23 protein-coding genes and 1 tRNA gene are annotated in these 22,934 nt (G+C 67.2%); 15 read left to right on the top strand and 9 right to left on the bottom strand.

The window, feature by feature from the left end:
- Window positions 1–2: 2 nt before the first annotated feature.
- On the bottom strand, window positions 3–1,391 hold the full coding sequence (locus ASF06_RS11645) for an NtaA/DmoA family FMN-dependent monooxygenase (protein ID WP_055947086.1): 1,389 nt from the start codon (window positions 1,389–1,391) through the stop codon (window positions 3–5).
- A gap of 230 nt (window positions 1,392–1,621) precedes the next feature.
- Here ASF06_RS11645 and ASF06_RS11640 point away from each other — a divergent pair, with 230 nt between their 5' ends.
- Window positions 1,622–2,179 (top strand): flavin reductase family protein, encoded by a 558-nt coding sequence (locus ASF06_RS11640; RefSeq protein ID WP_055947083.1) that lies wholly within the window; start codon window positions 1,622–1,624, stop codon window positions 2,177–2,179.
- A gap of 27 nt (window positions 2,180–2,206) precedes the next feature.
- Here ASF06_RS11640 and ASF06_RS11635 read toward each other — a convergent pair whose 3' ends face one another.
- From ASF06_RS11635 to ASF06_RS11620, 4 genes are read right to left on the bottom strand one after another with little or no spacing between them, the layout of a single operon-like run.
- Window positions 2,207–2,755 (bottom strand): helix-turn-helix domain-containing protein, encoded by a 549-nt coding sequence (locus tag ASF06_RS11635; RefSeq protein WP_055947081.1) that lies wholly within the window; start codon window positions 2,753–2,755, stop codon window positions 2,207–2,209.
- Entirely contained in the window at window positions 2,752–3,360 is a 609-nt protein-coding gene (locus tag ASF06_RS11630) for a helix-turn-helix domain-containing protein (RefSeq protein WP_055947079.1), read from the bottom strand. The genes ASF06_RS11635 and ASF06_RS11630 overlap by 4 nt, the downstream gene beginning before the upstream one ends.
- A gap of 28 nt (window positions 3,361–3,388) precedes the next feature.
- Entirely contained in the window at window positions 3,389–3,841 is a 453-nt protein-coding gene (locus ASF06_RS11625; RefSeq protein WP_055947077.1) for a nucleoside deaminase, read from the bottom strand.
- Complete coding sequence (locus ASF06_RS11620; RefSeq protein WP_055947075.1) at window positions 3,838–5,283, bottom strand: purine-cytosine permease family protein; 1,446 nt, start codon at window positions 5,281–5,283, stop codon at window positions 3,838–3,840. The genes ASF06_RS11625 and ASF06_RS11620 overlap by 4 nt, the downstream gene beginning before the upstream one ends.
- Before the next feature lie 150 nt (window positions 5,284–5,433).
- Between ASF06_RS11620 and ASF06_RS11615 the strand changes: the two genes are divergently transcribed.
- Both ASF06_RS11615 and ASF06_RS11610 read left to right on the top strand, forming a co-directional pair.
- Entirely contained in the window at window positions 5,434–6,504 is a 1,071-nt protein-coding gene (locus ASF06_RS11615) for a 3-isopropylmalate dehydrogenase (RefSeq protein WP_055947073.1), read from the top strand.
- Between the two features lie 30 nt (window positions 6,505–6,534).
- Window positions 6,535–7,641 carry a branched-chain amino acid aminotransferase gene (locus ASF06_RS11610; protein ID WP_055947071.1) on the top strand — a complete coding sequence of 369 codons (1,107 nt, stop codon included), beginning with the start codon at window positions 6,535–6,537 and terminating at the stop codon, window positions 7,639–7,641.
- 44 nt (window positions 7,642–7,685) lie between these two features.
- On the opposite strand, the gene ASF06_RS11605 is transcribed toward ASF06_RS11610, so the two are convergent.
- Complete coding sequence (locus ASF06_RS11605) at window positions 7,686–7,922, bottom strand: hypothetical protein (RefSeq protein ID WP_055931112.1); 237 nt, start codon at window positions 7,920–7,922, stop codon at window positions 7,686–7,688.
- A gap of 85 nt (window positions 7,923–8,007) precedes the next feature.
- Between ASF06_RS11605 and ASF06_RS11600 the strand changes: the two genes are divergently transcribed.
- From ASF06_RS11600 to ASF06_RS19540, 5 genes are all read left to right on the top strand, one after another.
- Window positions 8,008–8,778 (top strand): fumarylacetoacetate hydrolase family protein, encoded by a 771-nt coding sequence (locus tag ASF06_RS11600; RefSeq protein WP_055947069.1) that lies wholly within the window; start codon window positions 8,008–8,010, stop codon window positions 8,776–8,778.
- Between the two features lie 156 nt (window positions 8,779–8,934).
- Window positions 8,935–10,452 carry a glutamate--tRNA ligase gene (gltX, locus tag ASF06_RS11595; protein WP_055947066.1) on the top strand — a complete coding sequence of 506 codons (1,518 nt, stop codon included), beginning with the start codon at window positions 8,935–8,937 and terminating at the stop codon, window positions 10,450–10,452.
- Window positions 10,453–10,455: 3 nt separating this feature from the next.
- The gene (locus ASF06_RS11590) at window positions 10,456–11,445 is read left to right on the top strand and encodes an NAD(P)/FAD-dependent oxidoreductase (protein WP_055947062.1); all 990 of its coding nucleotides are present in this window, start codon (window positions 10,456–10,458) and stop codon (window positions 11,443–11,445) included.
- 173 nt (window positions 11,446–11,618) lie between these two features.
- Window positions 11,619–11,690 (top strand) — tRNA-Gln (locus ASF06_RS11585).
- Between the two features lie 72 nt (window positions 11,691–11,762).
- Entirely contained in the window at window positions 11,763–12,158 is a 396-nt protein-coding gene (locus ASF06_RS19540; RefSeq protein ID WP_157439180.1) for a hypothetical protein, read from the top strand.
- A gap of 264 nt (window positions 12,159–12,422) precedes the next feature.
- Here the strand turns inward: ASF06_RS19540 and ASF06_RS11580 are convergent, their stop codons facing one another.
- Window positions 12,423–13,082, bottom strand: a complete 660-nt coding sequence (locus tag ASF06_RS11580; RefSeq protein ID WP_055947057.1) for a hypothetical protein — start codon at window positions 13,080–13,082, stop codon at window positions 12,423–12,425.
- Window positions 13,083–13,374: 292 nt separating this feature from the next.
- Here ASF06_RS11580 and ASF06_RS11575 point away from each other — a divergent pair, with 292 nt between their 5' ends.
- Window positions 13,375–15,348, top strand: a complete 1,974-nt coding sequence (locus tag ASF06_RS11575; RefSeq protein ID WP_082500888.1) for a purple acid phosphatase family protein — start codon at window positions 13,375–13,377, stop codon at window positions 15,346–15,348.
- Between the two features lie 104 nt (window positions 15,349–15,452).
- Complete coding sequence (locus tag ASF06_RS11570) at window positions 15,453–16,541, top strand: COG1470 family protein (RefSeq protein ID WP_235500983.1); 1,089 nt, start codon at window positions 15,453–15,455, stop codon at window positions 16,539–16,541.
- 98 nt (window positions 16,542–16,639) lie between these two features.
- Here ASF06_RS11570 and ASF06_RS11565 read toward each other — a convergent pair whose 3' ends face one another.
- Together ASF06_RS11565 and ASF06_RS11560 are read right to left on the bottom strand one after the other, a co-directional pair.
- Window positions 16,640–17,059, bottom strand: a complete 420-nt coding sequence (locus ASF06_RS11565; protein WP_157439179.1) for a hypothetical protein — start codon at window positions 17,057–17,059, stop codon at window positions 16,640–16,642.
- Window positions 17,056–18,399, bottom strand: coding sequence for a HupE/UreJ family protein (locus ASF06_RS11560; RefSeq protein ID WP_082500887.1), 1,344 nt, complete (start codon window positions 18,397–18,399; stop codon window positions 17,056–17,058). Before ASF06_RS11560 ends, ASF06_RS11565 begins: the two co-directional genes overlap by 4 nt.
- 256 nt (window positions 18,400–18,655) lie before the next feature.
- Between ASF06_RS11560 and ASF06_RS11555 the strand changes: the two genes are divergently transcribed.
- The 5 genes from ASF06_RS11555 (at window position 18,656) to ASF06_RS11535 (ending at window position 22,925) form a co-directional block, all read left to right on the top strand.
- Window positions 18,656–19,114: a helix-turn-helix domain-containing protein gene (locus ASF06_RS11555; RefSeq protein WP_157439178.1), complete on the top strand. Its 459-nt coding sequence runs from the start codon at window positions 18,656–18,658 to the stop codon at window positions 19,112–19,114.
- Entirely contained in the window at window positions 19,111–19,509 is a 399-nt protein-coding gene (locus ASF06_RS11550) for a HepT-like ribonuclease domain-containing protein (RefSeq protein WP_055947050.1), read from the top strand. Before ASF06_RS11555 ends, ASF06_RS11550 begins: the two co-directional genes overlap by 4 nt.
- A gap of 79 nt (window positions 19,510–19,588) precedes the next feature.
- Window positions 19,589–22,048: a lamin tail domain-containing protein gene (locus tag ASF06_RS11545; protein ID WP_162237701.1), complete on the top strand. Its 2,460-nt coding sequence runs from the start codon at window positions 19,589–19,591 to the stop codon at window positions 22,046–22,048.
- 92 nt (window positions 22,049–22,140) lie between these two features.
- Window positions 22,141–22,410, top strand: a complete 270-nt coding sequence (locus tag ASF06_RS11540; protein ID WP_055947046.1) for a hypothetical protein — start codon at window positions 22,141–22,143, stop codon at window positions 22,408–22,410.
- Window positions 22,407–22,925: a hypothetical protein gene (locus ASF06_RS11535; RefSeq protein WP_055947044.1), complete on the top strand. Its 519-nt coding sequence runs from the start codon at window positions 22,407–22,409 to the stop codon at window positions 22,923–22,925. Before ASF06_RS11540 ends, ASF06_RS11535 begins: the two co-directional genes overlap by 4 nt.
- Window positions 22,926–22,934 lie beyond the last annotated feature (9 nt).

Here is a 22,934-nt window from a genome sequence, read left to right as displayed (position 1 = left end):
CGTCAGGCGCCGCTCTGTGCGCTGCTCTGGGCGCCGCGGACGGCGCGGGCAGGGTGCCACTCCGGCACGTCGGGCTCTCCGGTCAGCATGCTGCGGAGGGTGCCAGATCGGGCGACGTCGGGCAGAAGACCTCGCTCTTGCAGAACAGGCATCAGCTGTTCGACGAAGTCGCGGTAGCCCTCGTAGCCGCCGTACCAGTTCTCGACGAGGAACCCGTCGATGTCGGTCTCCTCCACGAGAGCCGCGATTTCGGTCGCGATCGATTCGGCAGTTCCGGTGAAGCGCATCCCGCCGAAAGTCGAGGCGAGCGAGTCGAGGATCTCGCCGACGGTCGGGCTCGTGCCGTTAGGATTCCGCCACATCTCGATCATCGTGTGGCCCACCTCGGTCGAGACGGAGTCGAGTGTGGCGTCGGGGTCGAGGGCGCCGAGGTCGACTCCGGACCAGCCGAGGAACAGGGCCGCGGTCGCCTCTCTCGTGGGGGTGGCGTTGAGTTCCGCCCGCAGGCGCTGCGCCTCTTCCACCGTGTCGGCGATGACGAAGCTCGCCCCGTTGATGATCTTGACGGAGTCGGCCGGTCGGCCTGCCGCGACGGCCTGGGCTCGCAGGCGGGCGACGGTCGCTTTCAGTCGCGCGGTTTCCCTGTCCTGAGTGAACACGCATTCGGCATAGCGGGCGGCGAAGGCGGTGCCGGCCGCTGAGGTGCCGGCCTGGAAGAGGGTGGGGGTGCGCTGCGGCGACGGAGTGGCGGGGAAGTAGCCGTCGAACCGGAAGTATTTGCCCTGGTGCTCGATGCGGTGCACCTTCGCGGGATCGGAGAATGTGCGGGTCGCCTTGTCTGCGAGGACCGCCCCGTCGTCCCAGGCCTCCTCCCAGAGCCTCAGCGAGAGGTCGACGAATTCGGTCGCGCGAGCGTAGCGCTCGTCGTGCGGCGTCACATCCGTCTGGCCCAGCAGGCGCACGAGCGCCTGCTGATTGTCACTCGTGACGATGTTCCAGCCCATGCGTCCGCCGGTGAGGTGGTCGAGGGTGGTGAAGGTGCGGGCGTTGAGCAGCGGGTGCTGGGCCGTCGTCGATGCCGTTGCGACGAAGCCGATGCGCGGGGCAGCGGTCGCGAGTCCGGAGATCAGCGCGAGCGGATCGTGCACGGGGAACTGAACGGCGTCGCGGATGACGGCCTCGGGCACCTGCCCCGCGTCGTTCATCGGATAGCCGATGGCCTCTGCCAGAAAAAAGAAGTCGAATCCGGCGGTGTCCAAGCGGGCCGCCAAATCCTGCCAGAACTCCAGCGTCGCGAACGCACTGGTGTCTCCTCGCTCGTGGTGCCACGCGTTGGCGATGAAGTTCGGGGTGAACTCCTCGAACGCCCCGAGGACGAGTTGCTTGACCATGCGATCTCCCTGCTGACTATGCCGTCACCCGATCCGGGTGATATCTCAGACCGATCATTGCACGCCACACGAATGACCGACAAGCGACGGAAAGACGCTGTCAGAGCAGACTGGCGGCAGGCTGCGATAACTGTTACACATCGTTCTCAGCCCCGTAACGCACGCGAAATGTAGCGGCGGGAGGCTCGGGACCAGACGTGAGTTCTCAAGGCTCTCGGGAATGGAGAGCCATGGAGTGGACGCAGCCGTGGGCCGAGTTCGAATCGCCCGACGATGACTCCGATCGGGTGACCATGCCATCCGTTCCGTCCGACCCTGCGGCCGTGCGGCAGATGTTCGCCGAATATCCGGCCGGCGTCGCGGCGATCTGCGCCGACGTCGATGGGCGCGCGGTGGGCATGATCGTGACCTCGCTGACCGTCGGAGCATCGTTCGACCCTCCGTGCGCACTCGTCTCGATACAGCGTGAATCGCAGACGTGGGCGTCGCTGAAGAACGCCGCACGGATCGGCGTCTCGGTGCTGTCGGAGAACAATACCGAGGCGGTCCGCCGGCTCGCGTCACGCAGCGGAGACCGGTTCGACGGATCCGTGCTCGGCCGCACGGCGGACGGGGCGGTCTTCATCTCCGGCGCGCGCCTCTGGCTCGAGTGCCGGATCCTGAGTGCCATTCCGACCGGCGACCATGTCGTCGTCGTGCTGGAGGTCGTCGGAGCGAGCGCGCATCGAAGCGCCCGACCGCTCGTCTATCACACGGGTTCGACCGTGGCCCTGCCGTCGTCCGCCTGAACGACGTCTCTGCGAAGCGCCGGCCGTTCAGCGTGCGGTGATCACGATGATGCGCACGCCGCTGCGCCCCAGGGGCTGGATGGAGTGCGGAGCCGAGGAATCGAGCCACGCGGCATCGCCCGCCCGCAGTTCCTGGTCGCGCTCGCCGACGGTGAGCGTCATGCGCCCCTCGAGCACCATGATGATGTCCTCGCCAGAGTGCTGGAAGGGTTCCGGGTCCGTCTGCCCCGGCGGATAACTGGACATGTACGCCTCGATGCGGCGACCCGGTGCTCCGTAGAGCATCCGTGTCGACACGGCCTCGCCCGGCCCCGCGGAGGGCAGGGGCACCCCGTGCTCGGTGAGCCGGGCGCTGTCGTCGTCTTGGGGGAGCAGCTCGGCGGGTCCCGTTCCGAGTGCCTCCGCGATCGCGTAGAGCGAGGCGACGCTGGGCAGGGTGCGGCCATTCTCGACATCTGACAACAGCGACTGCGACAGCCCCGCGAGGCTGGCGAGCGCCCGGGTGGTCAGCCCTCGTTCCTCGCGGGCGGTGCGCACGCGGGCTCCGACCCCGAGCTCCCACTCCTCGGCGATCACGAGTGCGCGTCCAGTGCGTCGCGCCCGACGAGGGCGATGAAGGCGGAGCCCGGCACGGCCGACTCGTCGGGGCAGGCGAAGCGATGCGGCACGGTGCCATCCAGCCAGAGGGTGTCGCCGCCCTCCATTCGCAACGGGGGGAGTCCCTCCCGCAGCAAGACGAGCACGCCCTGGAGCAGGACGAGGAACTCTTCGCCCTCGTGCACCACGGGTCGTCGCTCGACCTCTCCGGGAGCGAGCTCGATCCGCACTCCTCGAAGGTCGCCCGTGGTCAGCAGGGGTCGCACAGGGCCCTCGCTGCGCGAGCGTGCCCGCCCGATCTTCGAGGCGGCGACGCGCTCGACCCGGTCGCTGCTGGGCAGCAGGCGTGCGACGGGCACCTCGAGGGCTGCAGCGAGCCGGCCGAGGGTGCGCAGGCTCGGGAAGATGCGACCGTTCTCGATGTTCGAGACGAAGGGCTGCGAGGTGCCGATTCGAGCCGCGAGCTCGCGCATGCTGATTCCGAGCTGGACTCGGGCCGCGCGCACTTCGGAGCCGATACCCTCGGCGGCCGACGGCCGGGCATCCGCCGCCGACGCACGGTCTACCGGAAGGCGTTCGCTCACCGTTGCGATCCTACCGAACGGGGTGAGGCTACTCCTCGCCGATGTCCTCGTTCCACAGTGCCGGATTCGTCTCGATGAATTCGGCCATCATGGCGATGAGCTCGGGGTCGTTGACCACGGTGACGTCGCAGCCGTGCTCCGCGATCCAGTCCTGCCCGCCCAAGAAGTTCTGGTCGTCGCCGACCACGACTCGACCGATACCGAATTGGCGCACGAGGCCCGAGCAGTACCAGCACGGCGAAAGCGTGGTGACCATCACCGTGTCGCGATAGCTGAGCTGGCGCCCGGCGTTGTGGAAGGCGTTCGTCTCGGCGTGCATCGCCGCGTCACCGTCTTGCACACGGCGGTTGTGGCCGCTGCCGAGCAGGACCCCCGCGCTGGTGAACAGGGCGGCGCCGATCGGGATGCCGCCTTCCGCGGCTCCTTTTCTCGCCTCGTCGCGGGCGACGGCCAACTTGTCTGCGTCGGTCTCGTAGATCACGCGGAGGCCTCCACTCGCTCGGCCGGCATCGTGGTCGTCTCGGCCGACAGGGGAGGCCCCAGCACCGGCCGGATGATGCGGAAGACGACGACGTACAGCAGCGCGGCGACGACGAAGCCGACCAGTGCTGTGAGATCGCCGATCTCAGGCGCGACCAGCACGATAAGGCCCACGTAGACGGCCTGGTTGGAGAAGAGCCCGATCGAGACCACCGCCGCGACGATGAACGCGATGATGCCTGCGGGGTTGCGGTACTTGTTCTTCTCGTCGACGACGAGTGCCAGCACGGCCGTGCCGCGGCGGAGCCAGCGGTCGGCGAGAACGATGCCGAGCCAGGGAGCGATCCAGTAGGCGATCACGAGCAGGAAGTTCTCGTAGCTCGCTCCGGCGTCGGGCAGGGCGAGCAGGGCGATCACGAAGCCCAGCACACCGAATCCGAGCGCCACGATGGCCCGACGGCGCTCGAAGGGGATCTTGATCCCGATCGCGAGGAACGACATCGACCCGGAGTAGATGTTCAGCGCGTTCGCCGAGATGGCGCCCACAGCGATGGCGAGCAGCGTGATCGCCGAGATCCAGCCCGGCATACCCGCGGTGAACGAGTCGGTCGGGCTGGCATCGTCGGCCAGACCGCTGTGAACGACGGTCGCGGATGCCGCGCCCACGATCATGAGAAAGCTGGTCGACACGAAATTGCCGAGACCGGATGCGACGGCGATGGTTCTGCGGTTCGTCGCGGCGGGCAGGTAGCGCGTGTAGTCCGCCGCGTAGGGGTTCCAGCCGGCCGTGTAGCCGAACGCTGCGCCGGCGGCGAGCATGAAGCCGGCGAAACCGCCGAAGCCGTCGGTGCCGTCGCCGGCCGCCGGCGCCGCGGTGTCGGCGTTGGCCAGGATGAAGATGCCGGCGATGAGGAAGATGGCGCCCAGCACGAACATGGCGTAGCGCTCGAAAAGCTGAACGATGTCATGGCCGACGAAGGCCACGGTCACCTCGACGACCACAACGATGATCAGGGTGAGAACGGGGCTCAGGCCCGTGAGCGTGGCCAGGGCGAAGGCCCCGCTGATGGAGTTGACGGCGAACCAGCCGAGCCCGGCCATGGCGGTGTTGAGCCCGGCGGGCACGATGTTGCCCCAGAAGCCGAATGCCGTGCGACCCAGCAGCATCTGGGCGAGACCCTCGCGCGGCCCCCACGTCGACAGGAAGCCCTGGCTCAGGCTGCCCAGGAAATTGCCCAGCAGCACGGCCGCGACGGCCTGCCAGAAGCTCAGCCCGAAGTAGAGGACAGCGATCACACCCACGAAGATCGTGGCGAACTCGAGGTTGGGCGAGGTCCAGGTGGCGAACAGCTGCCACGGCGAACCGTGTCGCCTGTTCGAGGGAATGGGCTCGATGCCCCCGGGCTCGACGAGTTGCGTTTTTACGGGATCGATCACTGTCATCCTCGGAGCCTAGGACCGCCGAACGCGCAGAGGCGTGCGTTGCGACAACGCGTTACAGGTCATTTACACGATCGAAACGAAGCGGGGTGCTGCGTGCAGCCAAGTAATCTTGCACGTATCGATTCCGCACCGATCCAACGCAGGAGCACTATGTCGCGCACCATCAGACTCGCCGTCATTCCCGGAGACGGCATCGGCCCCGAGGTCGTCGCCGAGGCCGTGAAGGTGCTCGACGCCGTGGCCCCCTCCGCGGGCCTCACCGTGGAGAAGACGGAGTTCTCGCTGGGGGCGACCCGTTTTCTCTCCACCGGCGACGTGCTGACCGACGACGATCTCGCATCCATCTCGTCGCACGACGCGATTCTTCTCGGGGCCGTCGGGGGAGTGCCGGGCGACCCGCGCCTCGCCGACGCCAACATCGAGCGCGGACTGCTGCTGAAGCTGCGCTTCACGCTCGATCACTACGTGAACCTGCGCCCCACCACGATCTACCCCGGTGTCGCCAGCCCGCTGTCGAACCCGGGCGACGTCGACTTCGTGGTCGTGCGCGAGGGAACGGAGGGCCCCTACGTGGGCAACGGCGGTGCCATCCGCGTGGGCACGCCGCAGGAGATCGCCAACGAGGTGTCGATCAACACGGCATTCGGCGTCGAGCGCGTCGTGCGCTTCGCCTTCGAGCTGGCCCAGTCGCGCCCCGCCAAAAAGCTCACCCTCGTGCACAAGACCAACGTGCTCACCTTCGCCGGCGGCATCTGGCGTCGGCTTGTCGACACGGTCGGGGCCGAATACCCCGACGTGGCCGTCGACTACCTGCACGTCGACGCGGCCACGATCTTCCTCGTCACCGATCCTGCTAGATTTGACGTCATCGTCACAGACAACCTCTTCGGCGACATCCTCACCGATCTGGCCGGCGCAATCAGCGGCGGAATCGGCCTGGCGGCCTCGGGCAACATCAACCCCGACGGAGCCTTCCCCAGCATGTTCGAGCCGGTCCACGGATCCGCGCCCGACATCGCAGGCAAGCAGATCGCCGACCCCACGGCCGCGATCCTGTCGGTGGCACTGCTCCTCGATCACCTCGGGGTTCCGGATGCCGCGGTCACGGTTCGCGACGCCGTGACGGCCGACATCGCGACCCGGCAGGCAGACCACCCGCGCACGACGAGCGCCGTGGGCGACGCCATCCGCGACGCAGTCGCCGCATCGCTCGCCCGCTGACACCGAACCTTTTCGACTAAGGAACTCGCAATGACCGATCTCGACACCACCTTCCCCCTCACCTTCACCCTCACGCCGTCGGAGGCGACGCGGGCTGAGGTCGAGCGCGAGGCGATCCTCGCCGACCCCGGCTTCGGCAAGCACTTCACCGACCACATGGTGCAGATCGACTGGACCCTGTCCGGTGGCTGGCACAACGCCGCCGTCGTGCCGTACGGTCCGCTGCTGCTCGATCCCGCGGCATCCGTTCTGCACTATGCGCAGGAGATCTTCGAGGGCATGAAGGCCTACCGTCACGCCGACGGCTCGATCTGGACCTTCCGCCCCGAGAAGAACGCCGAGCGCCTGCAGCGCTCGGCCCGCCGCCTCGCCCTGCCCGAGCTGTCGACCGAAGACTTCGTGGAATCGCTCAAGCAGCTCATCGCGGCCGACGGCGCGTGGGTGCCCGAGGGCGGCGAGACGAGCCTCTACATCCGGCCCTTCATGTTCGCCAACGAGAGCTTCCTCGGTGTGCGCAGCGCCCAGAAGGTGGGCTACTACGTGATCGCGAGCCCCGCCGGAGCGTATTTCCCCGGGGGCGTGACGCCGGTGTCGATCTGGCTGTCGACCGACTACGCGCGCGCCGGCCGCGGCGGCACGGGAGCGGCGAAGACGGGCGGCAACTACGCCTCGTCGCTGCTGCCACAGGAGGAGGCGTACGAGCACGGCTGCGCCCAGGTGCTGTTCCTCGACTCGTCGGAGGGCAAATACCTCGAGGAGCTCGGCGGCATGAACGTGTTCCTGGTGAAGAAAGACGGCACGCTCGTTACCCCCGAGTCACCGAGCATCCTCGACGGCGTCACCCGCGACAGCATCATCGAGCTGGCCAAGGCCCGCGGCCACAATGTCGAGCACCGCAGGGTGACGCTCGACGAGTGGCGCGACGGTGTCGCGTCCGGTGACGTGGTCGAGGTGTTCGCATGCGGCACCGCCGCCGTGGTCACGCCGATCGCTGCGCTCAAGGGCGCCGACTTCGTGATCGGCGATCCGGATGCTCCGGCCGGCGAGCTCACGATGTCTTTGCGCAAGGAGCTCACCGACATCCAGTACGGGCGCATCCCCGACGTGAACGGATGGCTGACCCGCCTCGACGCGTAGGCGCCGCCGTTCCCTGAGCTTGTCGAAGGGCAGAGCCGCAGGCGCTACTGGCGCTCGCGGTCGTCGGCCATCTCGAGGTAGCCGCTGAGCGCTGCGATGAACTCGTTGCTCGGAACGTGCTCTGGGTCTGCCTGAACCTTCACGTACTCGGCCTGCAGCTCGTCGATGGCCTGGTCGATCTCGAGCACGGCGAGGGCGTTGCGCTGCTCGTTGTCGAGGCTCACGAGGAATCCGATGGCGCGGTCGATGTCGGCTGCTCCGCCGAAGGAATAGTCGGACATGGGTGTGCTCCTCGAGGCTTGCTCACTGACGGGCGAGGGGATGCTCGCCCTTCGATAGCGTAGCGTTCGCACTAGGCTCGGAAGCGTGAAAATTGCGCGCTTTACGGTCAGCGGGGGAGAGCCCCGATTCGGAATCGTCGATGAGACGGAGATCGTCGTTCTCGTGGGCGACCCCATGTTCGTCGGCTACGAGACCACGGAAGAGCGGGTTCCGCTCGACGCCACGGTCAAGCTGCTCGCGCCGGTCATTCCGCGCTCCAAGGTGGTCGCCGTCGGCAAGAACTACGCCGACCACGCCGCGGAGATGGGCGGCGAGGCGCCTACGACCCCGCTGATCTTCCTGAAGCCCAACACGTCCGTGATCGGGCCGGGCGACGCCATCCAGTTGCCGCGTGAGAGCTCGCAGGTCGAGCACGAGGGCGAGCTCGCCATCGTGATCGGCAGCATCGCCCGCGACGTGAAGAAAGAGGACTACGCCGACGTCGTCTTCGGGTACACGATCGCGAACGACGTGACCGCCCGCGACATCCAGAAGGCCGACGGCCAGTGGGCCCGCGCGAAGGGGTACGACACGTTCTGCCCGCTGGGCCCGGTCATCGAGACGGAGTTCGACTTCTCGGATGCCGCCATCGAGGTGCGCGTCGACGGCGAGCTGCGCCAGAGCGGCAACACGAAGCAGATGATCCACTCGATCCCCGAGATCATCGCGTTCGCGTCGAGCGTGTGGACGCTGCTGCCGGGCGACGTGATCCTCACGGGCACCCCGGCCGGAGTCGGCCCGTTCACCGACGGACAGAAGGTCGAGGTCTCGATCGAGGGACTCGGCCTGCTGAGCAACCCGGCCAAGAACCGCTGAGCCCGCCGTTCTCTGACCCAGCCCGCCGTTCCCTGAGCCCGCTGCCCGTTCCCTGAGCTTGTCGAAGGGAAACTCCCCGGCACCTTCCCCTTCGACAAGCTCAGGGAACGGTGAGGATCGGTGGGAAACGGTGAGGATCGGTAGGATTAGGAGCGTATGTCTGATACCTCCCTGCACCCCGTGTCCACCGCGACCGGCACCGACGTTCGCGTCCGGTTCTGCCCGTCGCCCACCGGTACGCCCCACGTCGGCCTGATCCGCACCGCCCTGTTCAACTGGGCGTACGCCAGGCACACGGGCGGCAAGCTCGTCTTCCGCATCGAAGACACCGACGCGGCGCGCGACTCGGAGGAGAGCTACGGCCAGCTGCTCGACGCGCTGCGCTGGCTGCGCCTCGACTGGGACGAGGGAATCGACGTCGGCGGCCCCGACGCGCCCTACCGCCAGTCGGAGCGCACCGACATCTACCTTGAGGTCATCGAGAAGCTGAAGGCCTCCGGCCACCTCTACGAGAGCTTCTCGACCGCGGAGGAGATCGACGCGCGCAACGAGGCCGCCGGTCGCGCCAAGCAGCTCGGCTACGACAACTTCGACCGCACGCTCACCGAGGAGCAGCGCGAGGCGTTCAAGGCCGAGGGTCGCCAGCCGGCGCTCCGCCTGCGCGTTCCCGACACCGAGCTGAGCTTCACCGATCTGGTGCGCGGCGACATCACGTTCCCCGAGGGCTCGTTCACCGACTTCGTGGTCGTACGCCCGAACGGCGCCCCGCTCTACACGCTCGTCAACCCGGTCGACGATGCACTGATGCACATCACGCACGTGCTGCGCGGAGAAGACCTGCTCTCGTCGACGCCCCGGCAGATCGCGCTGTACCACGCGCTCATCGACATCGGTGTGGCCGAGTGGGTGCCGCAGTTCGGCCACCTGCCCTACGTCATGGGCGACGGCAACAAGAAGCTGTCGAAGCGCGACCCCGAGTCCAACCTCTTCCACCACCGCGACCGCGGCTTCATTCCCGAGGGCCTCGTCAACTACCTCGCTCTGCTGGGCTGGTCGCTTACCCACGATCGCGACGTGTTCTCCATCGACGAGATGGTCGCGGCGTTCGACGTGAAAGATGTCAATCCCAACCCGGCGCGCTTCGACCTGAAGAAGGCGGAGTCGATCAACGGCGACCACATCCGGCTGCTCAACCCGGTCGACTTCGCGGCCCGCACGATTCCCTATCTCGTGCGTGACGGCATCCTGAACGAGCCGCTCAACGACTACGAGGAGCAGCTGCTGCTGAAGGCCGCGCCGCTCGTGCAGGAGCGTATGGCGCTGCTGGGCGATGCCCCGGCGATGCTCGGCTTCCTGTTCGTGCAGGGCGCGAACCTCGAGTACCAGCCGGATGCGTTGGCCGGGCTTCCCGAGAACGCCGGGCTCGTGCTCAGCGCGTCGATGAACGCCATCGAACTCGTCGAAGAGAGCAACTGGAACGCGGCCGAGATCCAGGCCGCTCTGCAGGCTGCGCTCATCGATGGCCTCGGCCTCAAGCCGCGCATCGCCTACGGTCCGCTGCGCGTCGCAGCCTCGGGGCGCAAGGTGTCGCCGCCGCTGTTCGAGTCGTTCGAGCTGCTCGGCAAGGCGGAGTCCATCGCTCGCATCGACCGTCTTTCGAGCAAGCTGGGCTAGGCCATGATCGAGATCTCGCGGCCCCAGGCCGCTGCGCCCGTCGAAGGACACGTCGACTGTGTGATCATCGGCGCGGGGCCTGCGGGCATGTCGGCCGGGCTCAACCTCGTGCGAGCCCGCCGCCGCGTGCTTCTCATCGACAGCAACCGGCCCCGGCACTCCGCCACGCTCAAAAGCCACGGCTTCATCACGCGCGACGGCGTTTCTCCGCTCGAGCTGCGCAAGGCCGGCCGGGCCGAGTTCGAGGCGTACCCGGGTGCGCTGTTCCAGCAGGCCCTCGTGACGAGCGTCTCGGTGTCGGATGCGGCGGGCACCCCGGCGGAGCAGCTGAGAGGCCGGCCCGAGTATCGGGTGCAGGCCACGGCGATCCGTGGTGGGGGAGCGGTCGACGTGACCGCATCCACCGTTCTCATCGCGTCCGGTCTCAGCGAGACCCTGCCCGCACTGCCGAGCGTTCGGTCGTACTACGGCTCGAGCCTGCACAGCTGCGTCGAATGCGACGGCTTCGAGAAGAGCGACGAGCCCCTCGCGCTGATCGGCGAAAGCGACGACCTCGCCGAGCGGGCGCTGCTCATCTCGCAGTGGTCGAGCGACCTGATCGTCTTCACCAACGGAGTCGGAACCGTCTCGGAGGCCGACGAGGCGTCGCTGGCCGCGCGCGGCATCCGGGTCGAAAGGCGAGCCATCGCCGATGTCGTGGGTGACCGGTCGGGCCTTACGGGCGTGCAGCTGGTCGACGGCGAGGTCATCCCGCGCACGGGCGGCTTCGTTCGTCCCCTGTGGGAGACAAAGCTGGAGTATGCGTCGTCGCTCGAGATCCCCGAGACGGCCGACGGCTGGATCGAGGCCGACGCCGACGGTCGCACCCCTGTGGCGGGCATCTACGCGGCAGGCGACGTGGTTCCTCCGGGTCCGCACCAGCTGATCGTGGCGGCCGGCGAGGGCGCCCGCGCGGCTGCAGTGATCAACCGCTACCTGATCGGCTCGCTGTAGGCCCTGCCCGTCCCCTGAGCTTGTCGTCCCGTTCCCTGAGCTTGTCGAAGGGCATCCGTCTCGACAAGCTCGACGAACGGGTGTCCGTCTCGACGAACGGGCTCACTCGGTTTGAGTGCAGCCCCCGCGTAGGCTAGTGTTGACTCTCGGTCAGGGCTTCGGTTCTGATGCAGTGGGGTATGGTGTAATTGGCAACACGGAAGATTCTGATTCTTTTGTTCTTGGTTCGAGTCCAGGTACCCCAGCAGTAAAGACCCGATGATTCGGGTCTTTTTTGTTTAAGCCGACGGGATATCGGAGTGGTGATGGATACCCGCGTGAGTGCCAGTGCGGAGGAGGAGATCCCGTCACCCCTGCCCTATGCATGCAGTCGCGCTGGCAGGCACAGCCGTCTCGAAATTTACACAAAGGGAAGGGTCGATAGGGCTTTCGCCCTGTTAGACCTCCAAGCTCCTGTGCTCAAAGCCGGAAAGCGGATCGGTGGTGTTTTTTGGACGTTAGTCGGTGCGGTGTTTGCTGGGACCAGCGGTTCGAGAGATGAGAAAGGCTGCAACGGCAAGAACAAGGCCAACAACCGCAATAGAGATAGCGATCGGAATGCTTGCTTGAATACCGGCACCGTCCTGAAAACTCTCAACCGTGCCGCTCACGAACGCGATGAGACCCGCATATACAACGGCCGCTATGAAGAGTACAGCGGCTGCCCCATGTAGCGCCTTTACTGCCAGTCGCCCTCTCGGGACTACGTTCTTCGTGAATTCGCTCATGCACAAACTCAGCACAGGTTGACCGCAGACGCAAACAAAGCATGGGACTTGATGTCCCCTAAGTGGGTGGCATCGAGCGACTTCTCGCCGGGGCTGGGCATAGCGAATCGGCTCAGAGCCGCCGAAAGGTGCTCGAGCGAATTGATTGAGCAACGCGTAACGGAGCCAGCAGGAAAGGCCCGGCGATCCGGGCCTTTCTTGTCAAAGCTCTCACTCGATCCAGAGCACGATGCCGGTCGTGCCCGAGAGTACGGCGGCGGTGCCGGCCCGGATGGCGTCGGCGCAGCGCCCCGGGCTGAACGAACTCTCGTCGAAGAGCGTAGCCGAGCCGAGTCCCTCGCCCCGGAAACCGGCGCCCGACCATTCGACCGCGGTGACGTTGTAGGTGGGTTCCGCGAGTTCGGCGCCCAGCACCAGGAAACGCATGTTGAGGTGGTTCGGCGTCACGAGCGAGAGCGGATCGATGAGATCTTGCCCGGCGGTCACGATCAATTCGGGCTTCATCTCCATGGCCTCGACGATTCCGTCGATCGGGTTGGCGCCCGTCTCGACGTGGCGCAGGTCGACATCCGATGCCTGTGCCCACTCGGTGACCGCCGTGGTGAGCGTCTGCGTCGTGACGTCATCACCGGAGGTGAGGAGCACCACGCGGTATCCGGGTGAGGGCCGCACATCAGCCCACGACCCGGCCTCCGGGTTCACGGTCGCCTCAGGCGAGGGCGCGATGTCGGGCATGAACCCGGCATCTGGTGTGCCGATCGGCGTGGTCGTCGGGAGCGGTGAGTTCCAGTCCGCGCTCGCGCATCCCGCGAGACCCAAGACGAGCGATGCCGCGACGACAGCGGCGAGGAGGTGGGGGCGAGGCGGCACGGAGGTTCCTTGCGAAAGAGGGACAGGTCGCCTGAAGAATGCCTCACCGCGGTGTCGGTGTGGTTGCGAACGAGTCCCTTTCTGGCAAACGTTGCGCGCTCTGCGCGACGTGACACCCGGCCGCCACCTCACCATCACGGGGTGTTTGCCTGAGTGACAGTGCCCACAACACCGACCGTTAAGCCGAAGGAAATCTTCAGGCTCGATAGTTCCCGTTGGGCCTGCACGTCGTGGACCCGCACCATCCACATCACATCTTCTCCAACACCTCTTTCAACAGAACGGAAGACTCATGCTTCTGGCAGTTCCCACCAGGCCGAGGGGCCGAGCAGCCCTGTGGCTCTCCGCCGCAGCGGTCAGCGCGGCTCTGGTCTTCGGCGGCTCCCTCGCCGGCCCGACCGTCGCGTATGCGGCCGACACCGCCTCCTACACCGGGATCGTGCTCGGCGTCGGTTCCGACGAGGCCCAGCGCAACATCAGCTGGTACTCCACGGCCGACACCGCCCAGCTCGTGCAGCTCGCCCCGAGCTCGGCTCTGGTCAACGGCGACTTCGTCACCTCAGTCACCACGTTCGCCGCATCCGGAGCCGCGAACACGACCACCACGGGCTTCAACCGCCACGCCACCCTGTCCGGGCTCGCGGAGAACACGCAGTACTCCTACCGCGTCGGCTCCGAGGGCAACTGGTCGACCACGTACTCGTTCAAGACGCAGTCCTTCGAGGGCGACTTCGACTTCCTGTTCTTCGGCGACCCGCAGATCGGATCGTCGGGCGACATCGCGAAGGACCAGGCGGGCTGGGTAGACACCATGAACGTCGCGCTCTCCGCTAACCCGAACGCCGAACTGCTCGTGTCGGGCGGCGACCAGGTCGAGACCGCGAACACCGAGCCGCAGTGGGACGCCTTCATGGCGCCCGATCAGCTGCGCCAGTACCCCTGGGCTGCGACGATCGGCAACCACGACGTGGGCGGCAAGGCCTACGAGCAGCACTTCTATACGCCCAACACCGACCGTTCGGCGGCGTACTACCGCAACGGCAACACGGCGACCGACTCGGGCGGAGACTACTGGTACATCTACAAGGATGTGCTCTTCATCGACCTGAACAGCAACAGCTACAACTCGGCCACCGGTGGCGGTGACGCGGCGCACGTGCAGTATGTGACCGACGTCGTCAACGCCCACGGCGCCGACGCGAAGTACACGGTGCTCACGTACCACCACTCGATCTACTCGGCCGCAGCCCACGCGAAGGATGCCGACAACAAGGTCCGCCGCGTCGACTTCCCGACCACCTTCTCGAAGCTGGGTGTCGACCTCGTTCTGCAGGGACACGACCACGTCTACACCCGCAGTTACGAGATCGCGAACGGCGAGAAGGCCAACCCCGACGAGCAGCCCGGTCAGAACGACGTGTTCGTGGGTGAGGGCGGCGTCATCTACATGACGGCGAACTCGGCCTCCGGCTCGAAGTACTACGACATCACCGCTCCCGACAACAGCGGCACCTCCGGTGCCGGCAACGGTGCAGACCCGCTGAACCCGAGCAGCTATTGGTACAACTCCGCTCAGAACCAGGAGCACGTGCGCAGCTACGTCAAGGTGCAGGTCAAGGCCGACGCCCTCGTGGTCGAGGGCATCCGCTCCGGCACCTGCGATGCGCCCAACGCGGCGGTCGAGCTCGGCAAGGTGGGCTGGTGCGGCACCGAGGGCGCAAACGCACCCGTCGACGGCGTCGGTTCGGTCATCGACTCGGTGACCATCCACCCCTACCACGGCGACGGCGAAGACATCCAGGTCGCCGTCCCGGCCGCGGCCCCCGGCGAGTTCGGCTGGACGATCGACGGCCAGAACGGCCTCGTCGACCTCGGCACCGCGCAGGAGAACAACGGCGCGTTCGAGGCGGCCGGCGAGATCAACCCGATCAAGGTGTCCGACACCCGGTCGTCGCTGTCTCCGTGGTCGCTGACCGCCGTGCTCGGTGAGTTCACCGACGGTGACAAGACCTTCTCCGGCAGCTACATGGGCTGGACTCCGAAGGTCGTCACCGATGGAGCGGGCGCCGTCGCAGGCACGTCTGTCGCGTCGGGCTTCGACGACGGAGGCAAGGGTCTCTCGGTCGACCGTGTGCTCGGCTCCGGCGCTCAGGACCACCCGAAGGGCGAGGCGCTTCTCGGAGCGAATCTCGACCTGAAGCTCCCGGTCGACACCGCCAAGGGTAGCTACCGCGCCACCCTGACGCTCACAGCCCTGGCCGGCTGACACTGAGCTGAGCCCACCACGTCCGTGGGGGGAGGGACGAAGTTCCTCCTCCCACGGACATCCCCGTTTTCACCCCGCATCGCCCCTCACACCGAAGGTCTCCCGTGAACCCACCCTCCGTCTCCTCTCGTCCCGGGGCCCGCATCCGCGCGTGGTCCACCGCGGCGCTCGCCGCTCTCCTCGTTCTCGCGCCCGTCGTCGCGCCCGCGATGGCGGCCGAAACCGATCCGGTCACCTGGACGGTGCGAACCGCCTCCAACGAATACGGGTCGGAGAGAACCAACTACAGCTACACGATCGATCCGGGTGGCACCATCTACGACTCGATCGTCGTCGCCAACCACGGAGTGGACCCCGTGGAGCTGGGGGTCTACGCGTCCGACGGTTCCACGTCGGAAGACGGGCAGCTCTCGTTGCTCGTCGCCGGAGAGGAGTCGCACGGCGTGGGCGCCTGGATCACCACGGAGAACCCGTCGGTCACAGTCGCGGCCGGTGAGACGGCGACGGTGCCGTTCACGGTCGCCGTGCCGGCCGACGCCACGCCAGGAGACTACGCGGGTGGCGTTGTGACCTCACTGACCGTGCCTGACGCCGACGCGGGGGTCAACGTCGACCGGCGGCTCGGCATCCGGGTCAATCTGCGGGTGGGCGGCGAGATCGCGCCGGCGCTGGCCGTGGAGGACATGGCCGTCGCCTGGGGCGGCGGTCTCAACCCGTTCGCGGGTGGCGATGCCACGGTGACGTACACCCTGCACAACTCGGGCAACGCGGCCATCTCGGCCCAGCCGGCGACGCATCTCAGCGGCCCCTTCGGCATGTTCGGCATGGATGCGCCCGCCGTCGACGAGGTGCCCGAATTGCTGCCCGGAGAATCGTGGACGCAGACGGTGACGCTGCCCGGGGTGGCCCCGCTCTTCGCGCTTCTCGCGTCGACCACCGTCACGCCGTTGGTTCTGGATGCCTCCGGCTCCACCTCGCCGATCGCCGATGTCTCCGGCACCGCGGGCGGACCCGCCATTCCGTGGACGCTGCTCGTGATCGTGCTGCTGGTGGCCGTCGGCGTGTACTTCCTGTTCCGTGCACGGGGCGTGCGCAAGCAGTCGGCTGAGAAGCGGCGGGAGGCCGAGGTCGACGCGGCCGTCGCCAAGGCGCTCGAGCAGGAGCGGGTGAAGGCCGGCGCGGCAGCCGAGTAGCCGTGCACGAAGGGGGCCCCGCCGGTCGCGCGATCGGCGGGGCCCTTCTGTGTCAGCTGACGAGCGAGTCAGCTGACGAACATCGTCGATCGGGCGGATCAGCTCGCGCGCTGGCGGGCTCGACGGCGGCGTGCCGCGATCAGCACCGTGCCCGCGACGGTCAGGCCGAGAGCCAGCAGGGCGCCGGGCCACAGCGACGACCAGTCGGCGCCCGTGTCGGGGAGTTCGCCGGTAGCGCCGCCGTGATGGGGCGCTGGAGCGGGTGATGGCGGCGGAGCCGGACTCACGGTCGGAGTCGCCGTGGGGGAGGTCGTCGGAGGAATCCCCGAGCGGTCGGGGATGCGCACCCCGATTTCCTCGGACTGCGAGGATGCCGGGTCGTCGTCGGTGAATGCGAAGGCCGTCGCGGCGGGCGCGAGGAGCGCGGCCGCCAGCACGACGACGCCGACGCTACGCATCGGTTTGGCAGCGGCCTGACGGAGTCGTCTCATCATCAGAGTGGTCGATGCGGTGCTCACGGCTGAAGCACCTCCGTGCGCGTCTCCTCCGCGCGTGCGTTCTCGGGGCGCCGAGTGCGCGCGAAATACCACAGCCCCACCACGATCACGACGAGCGCGAGGTAGAAGGCGATCGGGAAGCGGGCGATCTGGTCAAACACGGGCTGCAATACCGAGTTCTGATCCGTGCTGATGCCGACGATCCACGCAGCGGCGGCGATGATCGCGATCCCCGCGACGGCCGTGCGGAATCCGCCGAAGACGCGTGCGTGGGACAGGAGGATGAGCAGCGGCAGCACGAGCACCGCGGCGATGAGCTGCGCCAGCTCTACGCCCACGTTGAACCCGAGGATCGCCAGGATCTTCTCGCCGAAACCGAGGTTGAGGTCGAGGATCGTCGTTGCGAACGCGGTGCCGTGCACCAGACCGAACAGCCCGGCTATGAGCAGCTCTCCTCGCGGCACGATGGGGCGGATGGCGTGGATCGCGGCGACGATGATCGACACGGCCACCAGGATCTCGACGGGCTTCGTGGGAAAGGAGATGAGTCCGAGTGACACGAGCGCGAGCGTCACGAGATGACCGACCGTGAAGCAGCTGATGATGAGGGCCGCGCGACCGATGGTCTTCTTCAGCGGTATCGGCTGGTTCCAGCGGTATCCCCGTTTCGCACGAGAAGCGAGTGAGGGCGCCACGACGAGGAGCGTCGACAGGAAGAGCAGATGGTCGGTGCCCTCCGCGATGTGGAGCATGCCGAGCCAGATGACGGAGAAGAAGCCGTTCGCCGGCGCGGGGGAGCTGCGGTCGAGCGTCACCTCGGTGACCCCGCCACCGAGTACGGCCACCACCTCGGGGTCGCCCTCGGCGATCTGCCCGTTGTTCCAGTCGCTCACCAGGGCCACATAGACCTGATGTGCCGGAACCACGTCGAGGATGAAGGAGTAGTCGAGAGTGATCGCACCCTCGATGCTGCGCCCAGGGTCCGCAAACCGCACCGTCGTCTCGATCGCATTCTCTCCGTTGATCGGCACGAGTTCGGGGCTCGAGACCACGGTCGGAGTGAGGGCGGAGACGCTGTCCGCCACGCTGACGCGATGGAGGATGAACGTCATGAGGTTGTCTGACACCGCGTCGAGCGCGGCCTGGTCTGTGACCTCGTACCCCGTCGCCGCCGTGAACCCGGCCTCTTGAATCTGCATCGTGATCTCGACCGCATCCGACTGGATCGTGACGAGAAGACCCGTGGTGCCGGCCGGATGCGCGGAGGCTCTCCAGGCGGGAAGGAACACGAGCGCCATCGCGACCGCGACCAACGGCGCGATCATCCATCTTCGCATGCGTCTCACGGGAGTCAGGGTCACAGAGGCACGGTAGTTGCTTCGAATTGCCGGTCGGTTCTTTCCGGCGAACGGGAGGAGAACGGTGGGCGACGTGTTGTGCGGCGAGGTACGAACCGAGCTCGGAGCGATCTCAGGAGCCGCATTGGCCGTTCTGGTCGCGTGGATCGTCTTCCGGGCAGCGGCGACGGCGCGGAGTCGGCCCCGATAAGACGTTCATCCTGGGTCTGTCTTCGCGATAGACCTCGGGATATATTGAGACGGAGAGATGGAGGGATTCATGACCGACGCAGCCACGCGCATCCGCTCTGCTCGGGCGACTGCGGGAATGACGCAGGCCCACCTCGCCGCGCTCTCGGGGATCTCGCAACCTAAACTTTCCGCATACGAGCGCGGAGTCATCAGGCCGGAACCGGCAACTGTCGAGCGGATACTCTCCGTAGCCAAACAGCGTCCCTCCGAGGTGCTCGAAGCGCATGCTGACGAGGTCATCGCGATCGGCCGGAAGTATCACATCCTGCAGGTGAAGGTGTTCGGGTCGGCCGTGCACGGAACCGATACGCCCAGGTCCGACGTCGATCTGCTCGTGTCTTTCAGTGATGAGGCCAGCCTGCTCGACGAAGCCGGGTTCGAACGCGAGGCGTCGGAGTTGCTCGGGTACCCAGTCGACGTGGTGAGCGATCGGGCGGCCCCCAACCCGATACTCGACCGGATCATGGCGGAAGCCGTGCCACTGTGACCGACGAACAACGGGCGCGGTTTCGGGCCATTGATCCCGACGATGCGCGCCCTGCTCAGCTCAAAGTCTCGGTGACCGCCGAGCTCGTCATGCACATGCAGGAACTCGTCGTCGATTCGGCTGCCATAGTCGAGGCGGGAGCGGATGTCTTTCTCAGCGACGGCGGCAGGCTCGCTCGGCACGCCGCTGACGCGATCATCATCAAATTCCACGAGCTGGCAGACCGGATGCCGATGGAGGTGCAGGAAAGACATCCGGATATCAGCTGGACTGATCTCCGGGGAATGCGGAACAGGCTCGGTCACAATTACCGCCAGACGGACTATCGGATCGTCTGGACCACTCTCACGAAGGACCTGCCTGCCATTGCCGCGAGCGTGAGAGGCGAGTCGTAAGAGGGTTCATGTCGGGGCATTCAGCCCGTGGTTCCCCGCACGTCACCTGCCGTTCATGTGGCGGCGGCAGTGTTACGGGGTGCTGAAACCCCTGTCGCGTCCCCTCGCCCTCACCGTTGGATCCGCCGTGCTGCTCGCGGGCCTCTTCGCCGTTCCCGCCGCGGCGTCCGCCGACGTCGGCTCGCAGGAGACGAGCGATGTCGCTGCCGCCACCGACCTCCGCATCAACGAAATCGAGACAGACGGCTCGCCCGACTGGGTCGAGGTCATCAACACGAGCACGCAGCCGCTCGACGCATCCGGTTTCGTGCTGACCGGCCGCGCCAACGCCGTGACCATCACGCTGCCCAGCGGAACCACGATCCAGCCCGGAGCGGTATACGTCGCCGAGAGCTCGACCTTCAAGCTCAAGAAGGGCGACAAGGTCAGCCTGCTCGCGTCTGACGGCACGACGCTGCTCGACTCGTACGAGTGGGGCGACTTCCACCTCGACACCTACGGACGCGTTCCGAACGGCACCGGCGAGTTCGTGAAGCAGACCACGCCGTCGAAGGGCGAGCTCAACCCCGTCGCGACCGACCCGGGCGAAGAGCCTGGCGAGGGCGGCGACGATACAGGGTGGGAGTCCATCAAACTCAACGAGGTGACATCGGCCAACGACGACCCCACGCACGACGCCTACGAGCTCGTGAACACGGGTGACACCGACGTCGACGTCTCGTCCTTCCTGCAGGCCGACAGCACCAGCCTTCCGGCTGCGATCGAGGCGCCTAACGGCACCGTCGTTCCCGCGCACGGCTACCTCGTGCTGCTCTCGAACCAGGGCTTGAGCTCGGGCGGCGACTCGGTGAAGGTCTACCGTGCTGACGGCTCGACCATCGTCGACACGGTCGGATGGGGCAATGCCGACGCGCAGCCCGGATCGTGGTCGCGCTGTGCCGACGCGACGGGTGCCTGGGCGCACACCGCCGCATCCAGCTTCGGAGCCTCGAACGCCACCGCGTGCGCCGGCGAGATCATTCCGCCGAGCACCCCGGGCGGCGGCGAGGTCTCGTGCCAGACCGAGGCGCCCTCGGGCAGCGGCCCCGCCATCACCGGCGGCATCGCCTGGCCCGGCAGCCAGAACCCCGTCGTCTCCGACAACGAGTGCCAGTTCGTCACCCCGGTCTCGGGCCAGGATGTCTCGGGTCTCGACATCGACCCGAGTGCGCCCGATGTGATGTGGGCGGTCAAGAACAAGAGCCACGTCTACCGTCTCATCAAGAGCGGAGCGCTCTGGGTGCCCGACACCACGAACGGGTGGTCGACAGGCAAGGACCTCGTCTTCCCTGACGGCGGCGGCCAGCCCGACTCCGAAGGCATCACGGTCGGCCCCGACGGCCTGCTCTACGTCACGACCGAGCGCGACAACGCGGCGAGCGGCGTGCCGCTCGAGAGCGTTCTGCGCTTCGACCCGACCGAGTCGGGAGCGGTTCTGCACCCGACCCAGCAGTGGGTGCTGACGGCCGACCTGGCCGACGTCATCGACCCGGTCAAGGCCGACTCCAACCTCGGCTTCGAGGGCATCACGTGGGTGCCCGACTCCTACCTGACCGCAAACGGCTTCGTCGACCAGAGCACGACCAAGGCGTACGACCCGAAGGACTACCCGGGCCACGGCACGGGCCTGTTCTTCGGCGCACTGGAGAAGAACGGCCACCTCTACGCCTACGCACTCAAGGGTGACGGCACCTTCCAGCGCGTCGCCTCGATCGACACGGGTCTTCCGATGATCCAGGAGACGCAGTGGGATGCAGACTCGCAGCGCATCTGGGCGGTGGCCGACAACTCGTCCGCCGGATCCACGACGCTGCTCAAGATCGACGCGAACGGTGCGTTCGTCGTCGACCGCATCTACAACCGCCCGACGGGCCTGCCCGACTACAACAACGAGGGGTTCGCCATCGCGCCGAGCTCGACCTGTGTCGACGGCGTCAAGGAGGTCATCCGGGCCGATGACGGCAACAACGGCGGACACTCCCTGTGGTCGGGCACGATCTCGTGCGACCTCGCACTCGGCCCGCAGGGTCCGAACCCGCCCGCCGAGTCGACCCCGACCGTCACCGCGACTCCGTCGACGGTTCAGGCCGGCGGCACGACGACGGTCGTCGCGTCGGGTCTCGAAGCGGATGCGGAGTACACGATCGTGCTGCGCTCCGAGCCGGTGACACTCGGCCTCGTGGTCGCCGACGCCGATGGCGCGCTGACGCTGCGCGACGCGCGCATCCCGGCCGACACGACCGCCGGAGCCCACACGATCACGCTCGCAGCGGCATCCGACCCGTCTGTCGTGGTGGCCAGCACCCCGATCACGGTGACGGCAGCCGCCACGGCGCCGTCGGGAACAGCGCCGACGCCGGCGAACGGCGTCGCCAAGCCGAGCAGTCTCGCATCGACCGGCGCCCAGCCGCTGCCCGTGATCGCTGCGGGTGCACTCTTCCTGATGCTCGGCGCGGGCCTCGTGGTCGCCCGCCGTCGGGCGCGCGGCGCCCAGGCCTGATAGGACCGATATGACAGTCGCGGGGCCCCGAGCCGGGGCCTCGCGGCTGTCGTCGCTGCGGCGCTGTGGGCGACGAGCTTAGGCTGTCAGACATGGATGACGCAGACACCCACGCACGGCTCGTCGAGCAGGGCAGGCGACTGTTCGAGATTCTCGCCCCCGAGGCGACGCTCGACACGGTCGTTCTCGACGGCGGGGCGGGCATCTGTGTGATGCACGATGTGAGGGGCGGCGGCAAGATCTATGTCGCGCCCGACCTGTCGGTGCTCTTCGTCGCCTCGACGCTCGACTTCCAGAAGGGCCTCGAGGCGTTTCTGGCAGGAAGACGCACTCCCCTCGAGAAGTTCGAGCGCCGCTCGTGACGGTCGCGCTGGTCGTCGACGCGGTCGAGCTGGAGGCTTTCGCGAGAGACATCGTTCACCAGCTCGTCGCCGCGGGCGAGGACGTCGTGCTCGTTCCCACCGACGGCCTGCAGCAGCTCGCTCCGGGGTGGGATGCCGACGGTTTCGCCGAGATGGTCAGAGACCCGGCGGCGCCCGCGCACCTCGACGGCACGGAGTTGTCGCTGACCATCGGCCGCGTCGTCGTGCTGGCCTCAGCAAGCTGGCTCGCTACTACCGGGGGCTCCGACGAGTCCGCGGAGGATGCCGTCCGCGTCCTGCGCTCCGGTCTCGAGCGAGGCGTACCCATTCTTATCGTGCCGGGATGGGAGTCCGGAGATGAGGAGGCGTTCGCTCGCGCGCGATCAGCCGCGGCGGAAGTGCCGTCGGTCGAGTGGCTCGATCCGGGCACAGGCGAGTATGGCCACGCGCCCGCCATCACTCCGTCTGGCGAGATGTTCGATGCCGCCTGGGTCGAGGCCTGGTACTGGGGCTGACCGGCGACG

It is taken from the genome of Agreia sp. Leaf244, assembly GCF_001422695.1.
Taxonomy (GTDB): domain Bacteria; phylum Actinomycetota; class Actinomycetes; order Actinomycetales; family Microbacteriaceae; genus Agreia.
The sequence above is the reverse complement of the archived record's forward strand: the minus strand, read 5'-3'. Positions and strand labels throughout refer to the sequence as shown.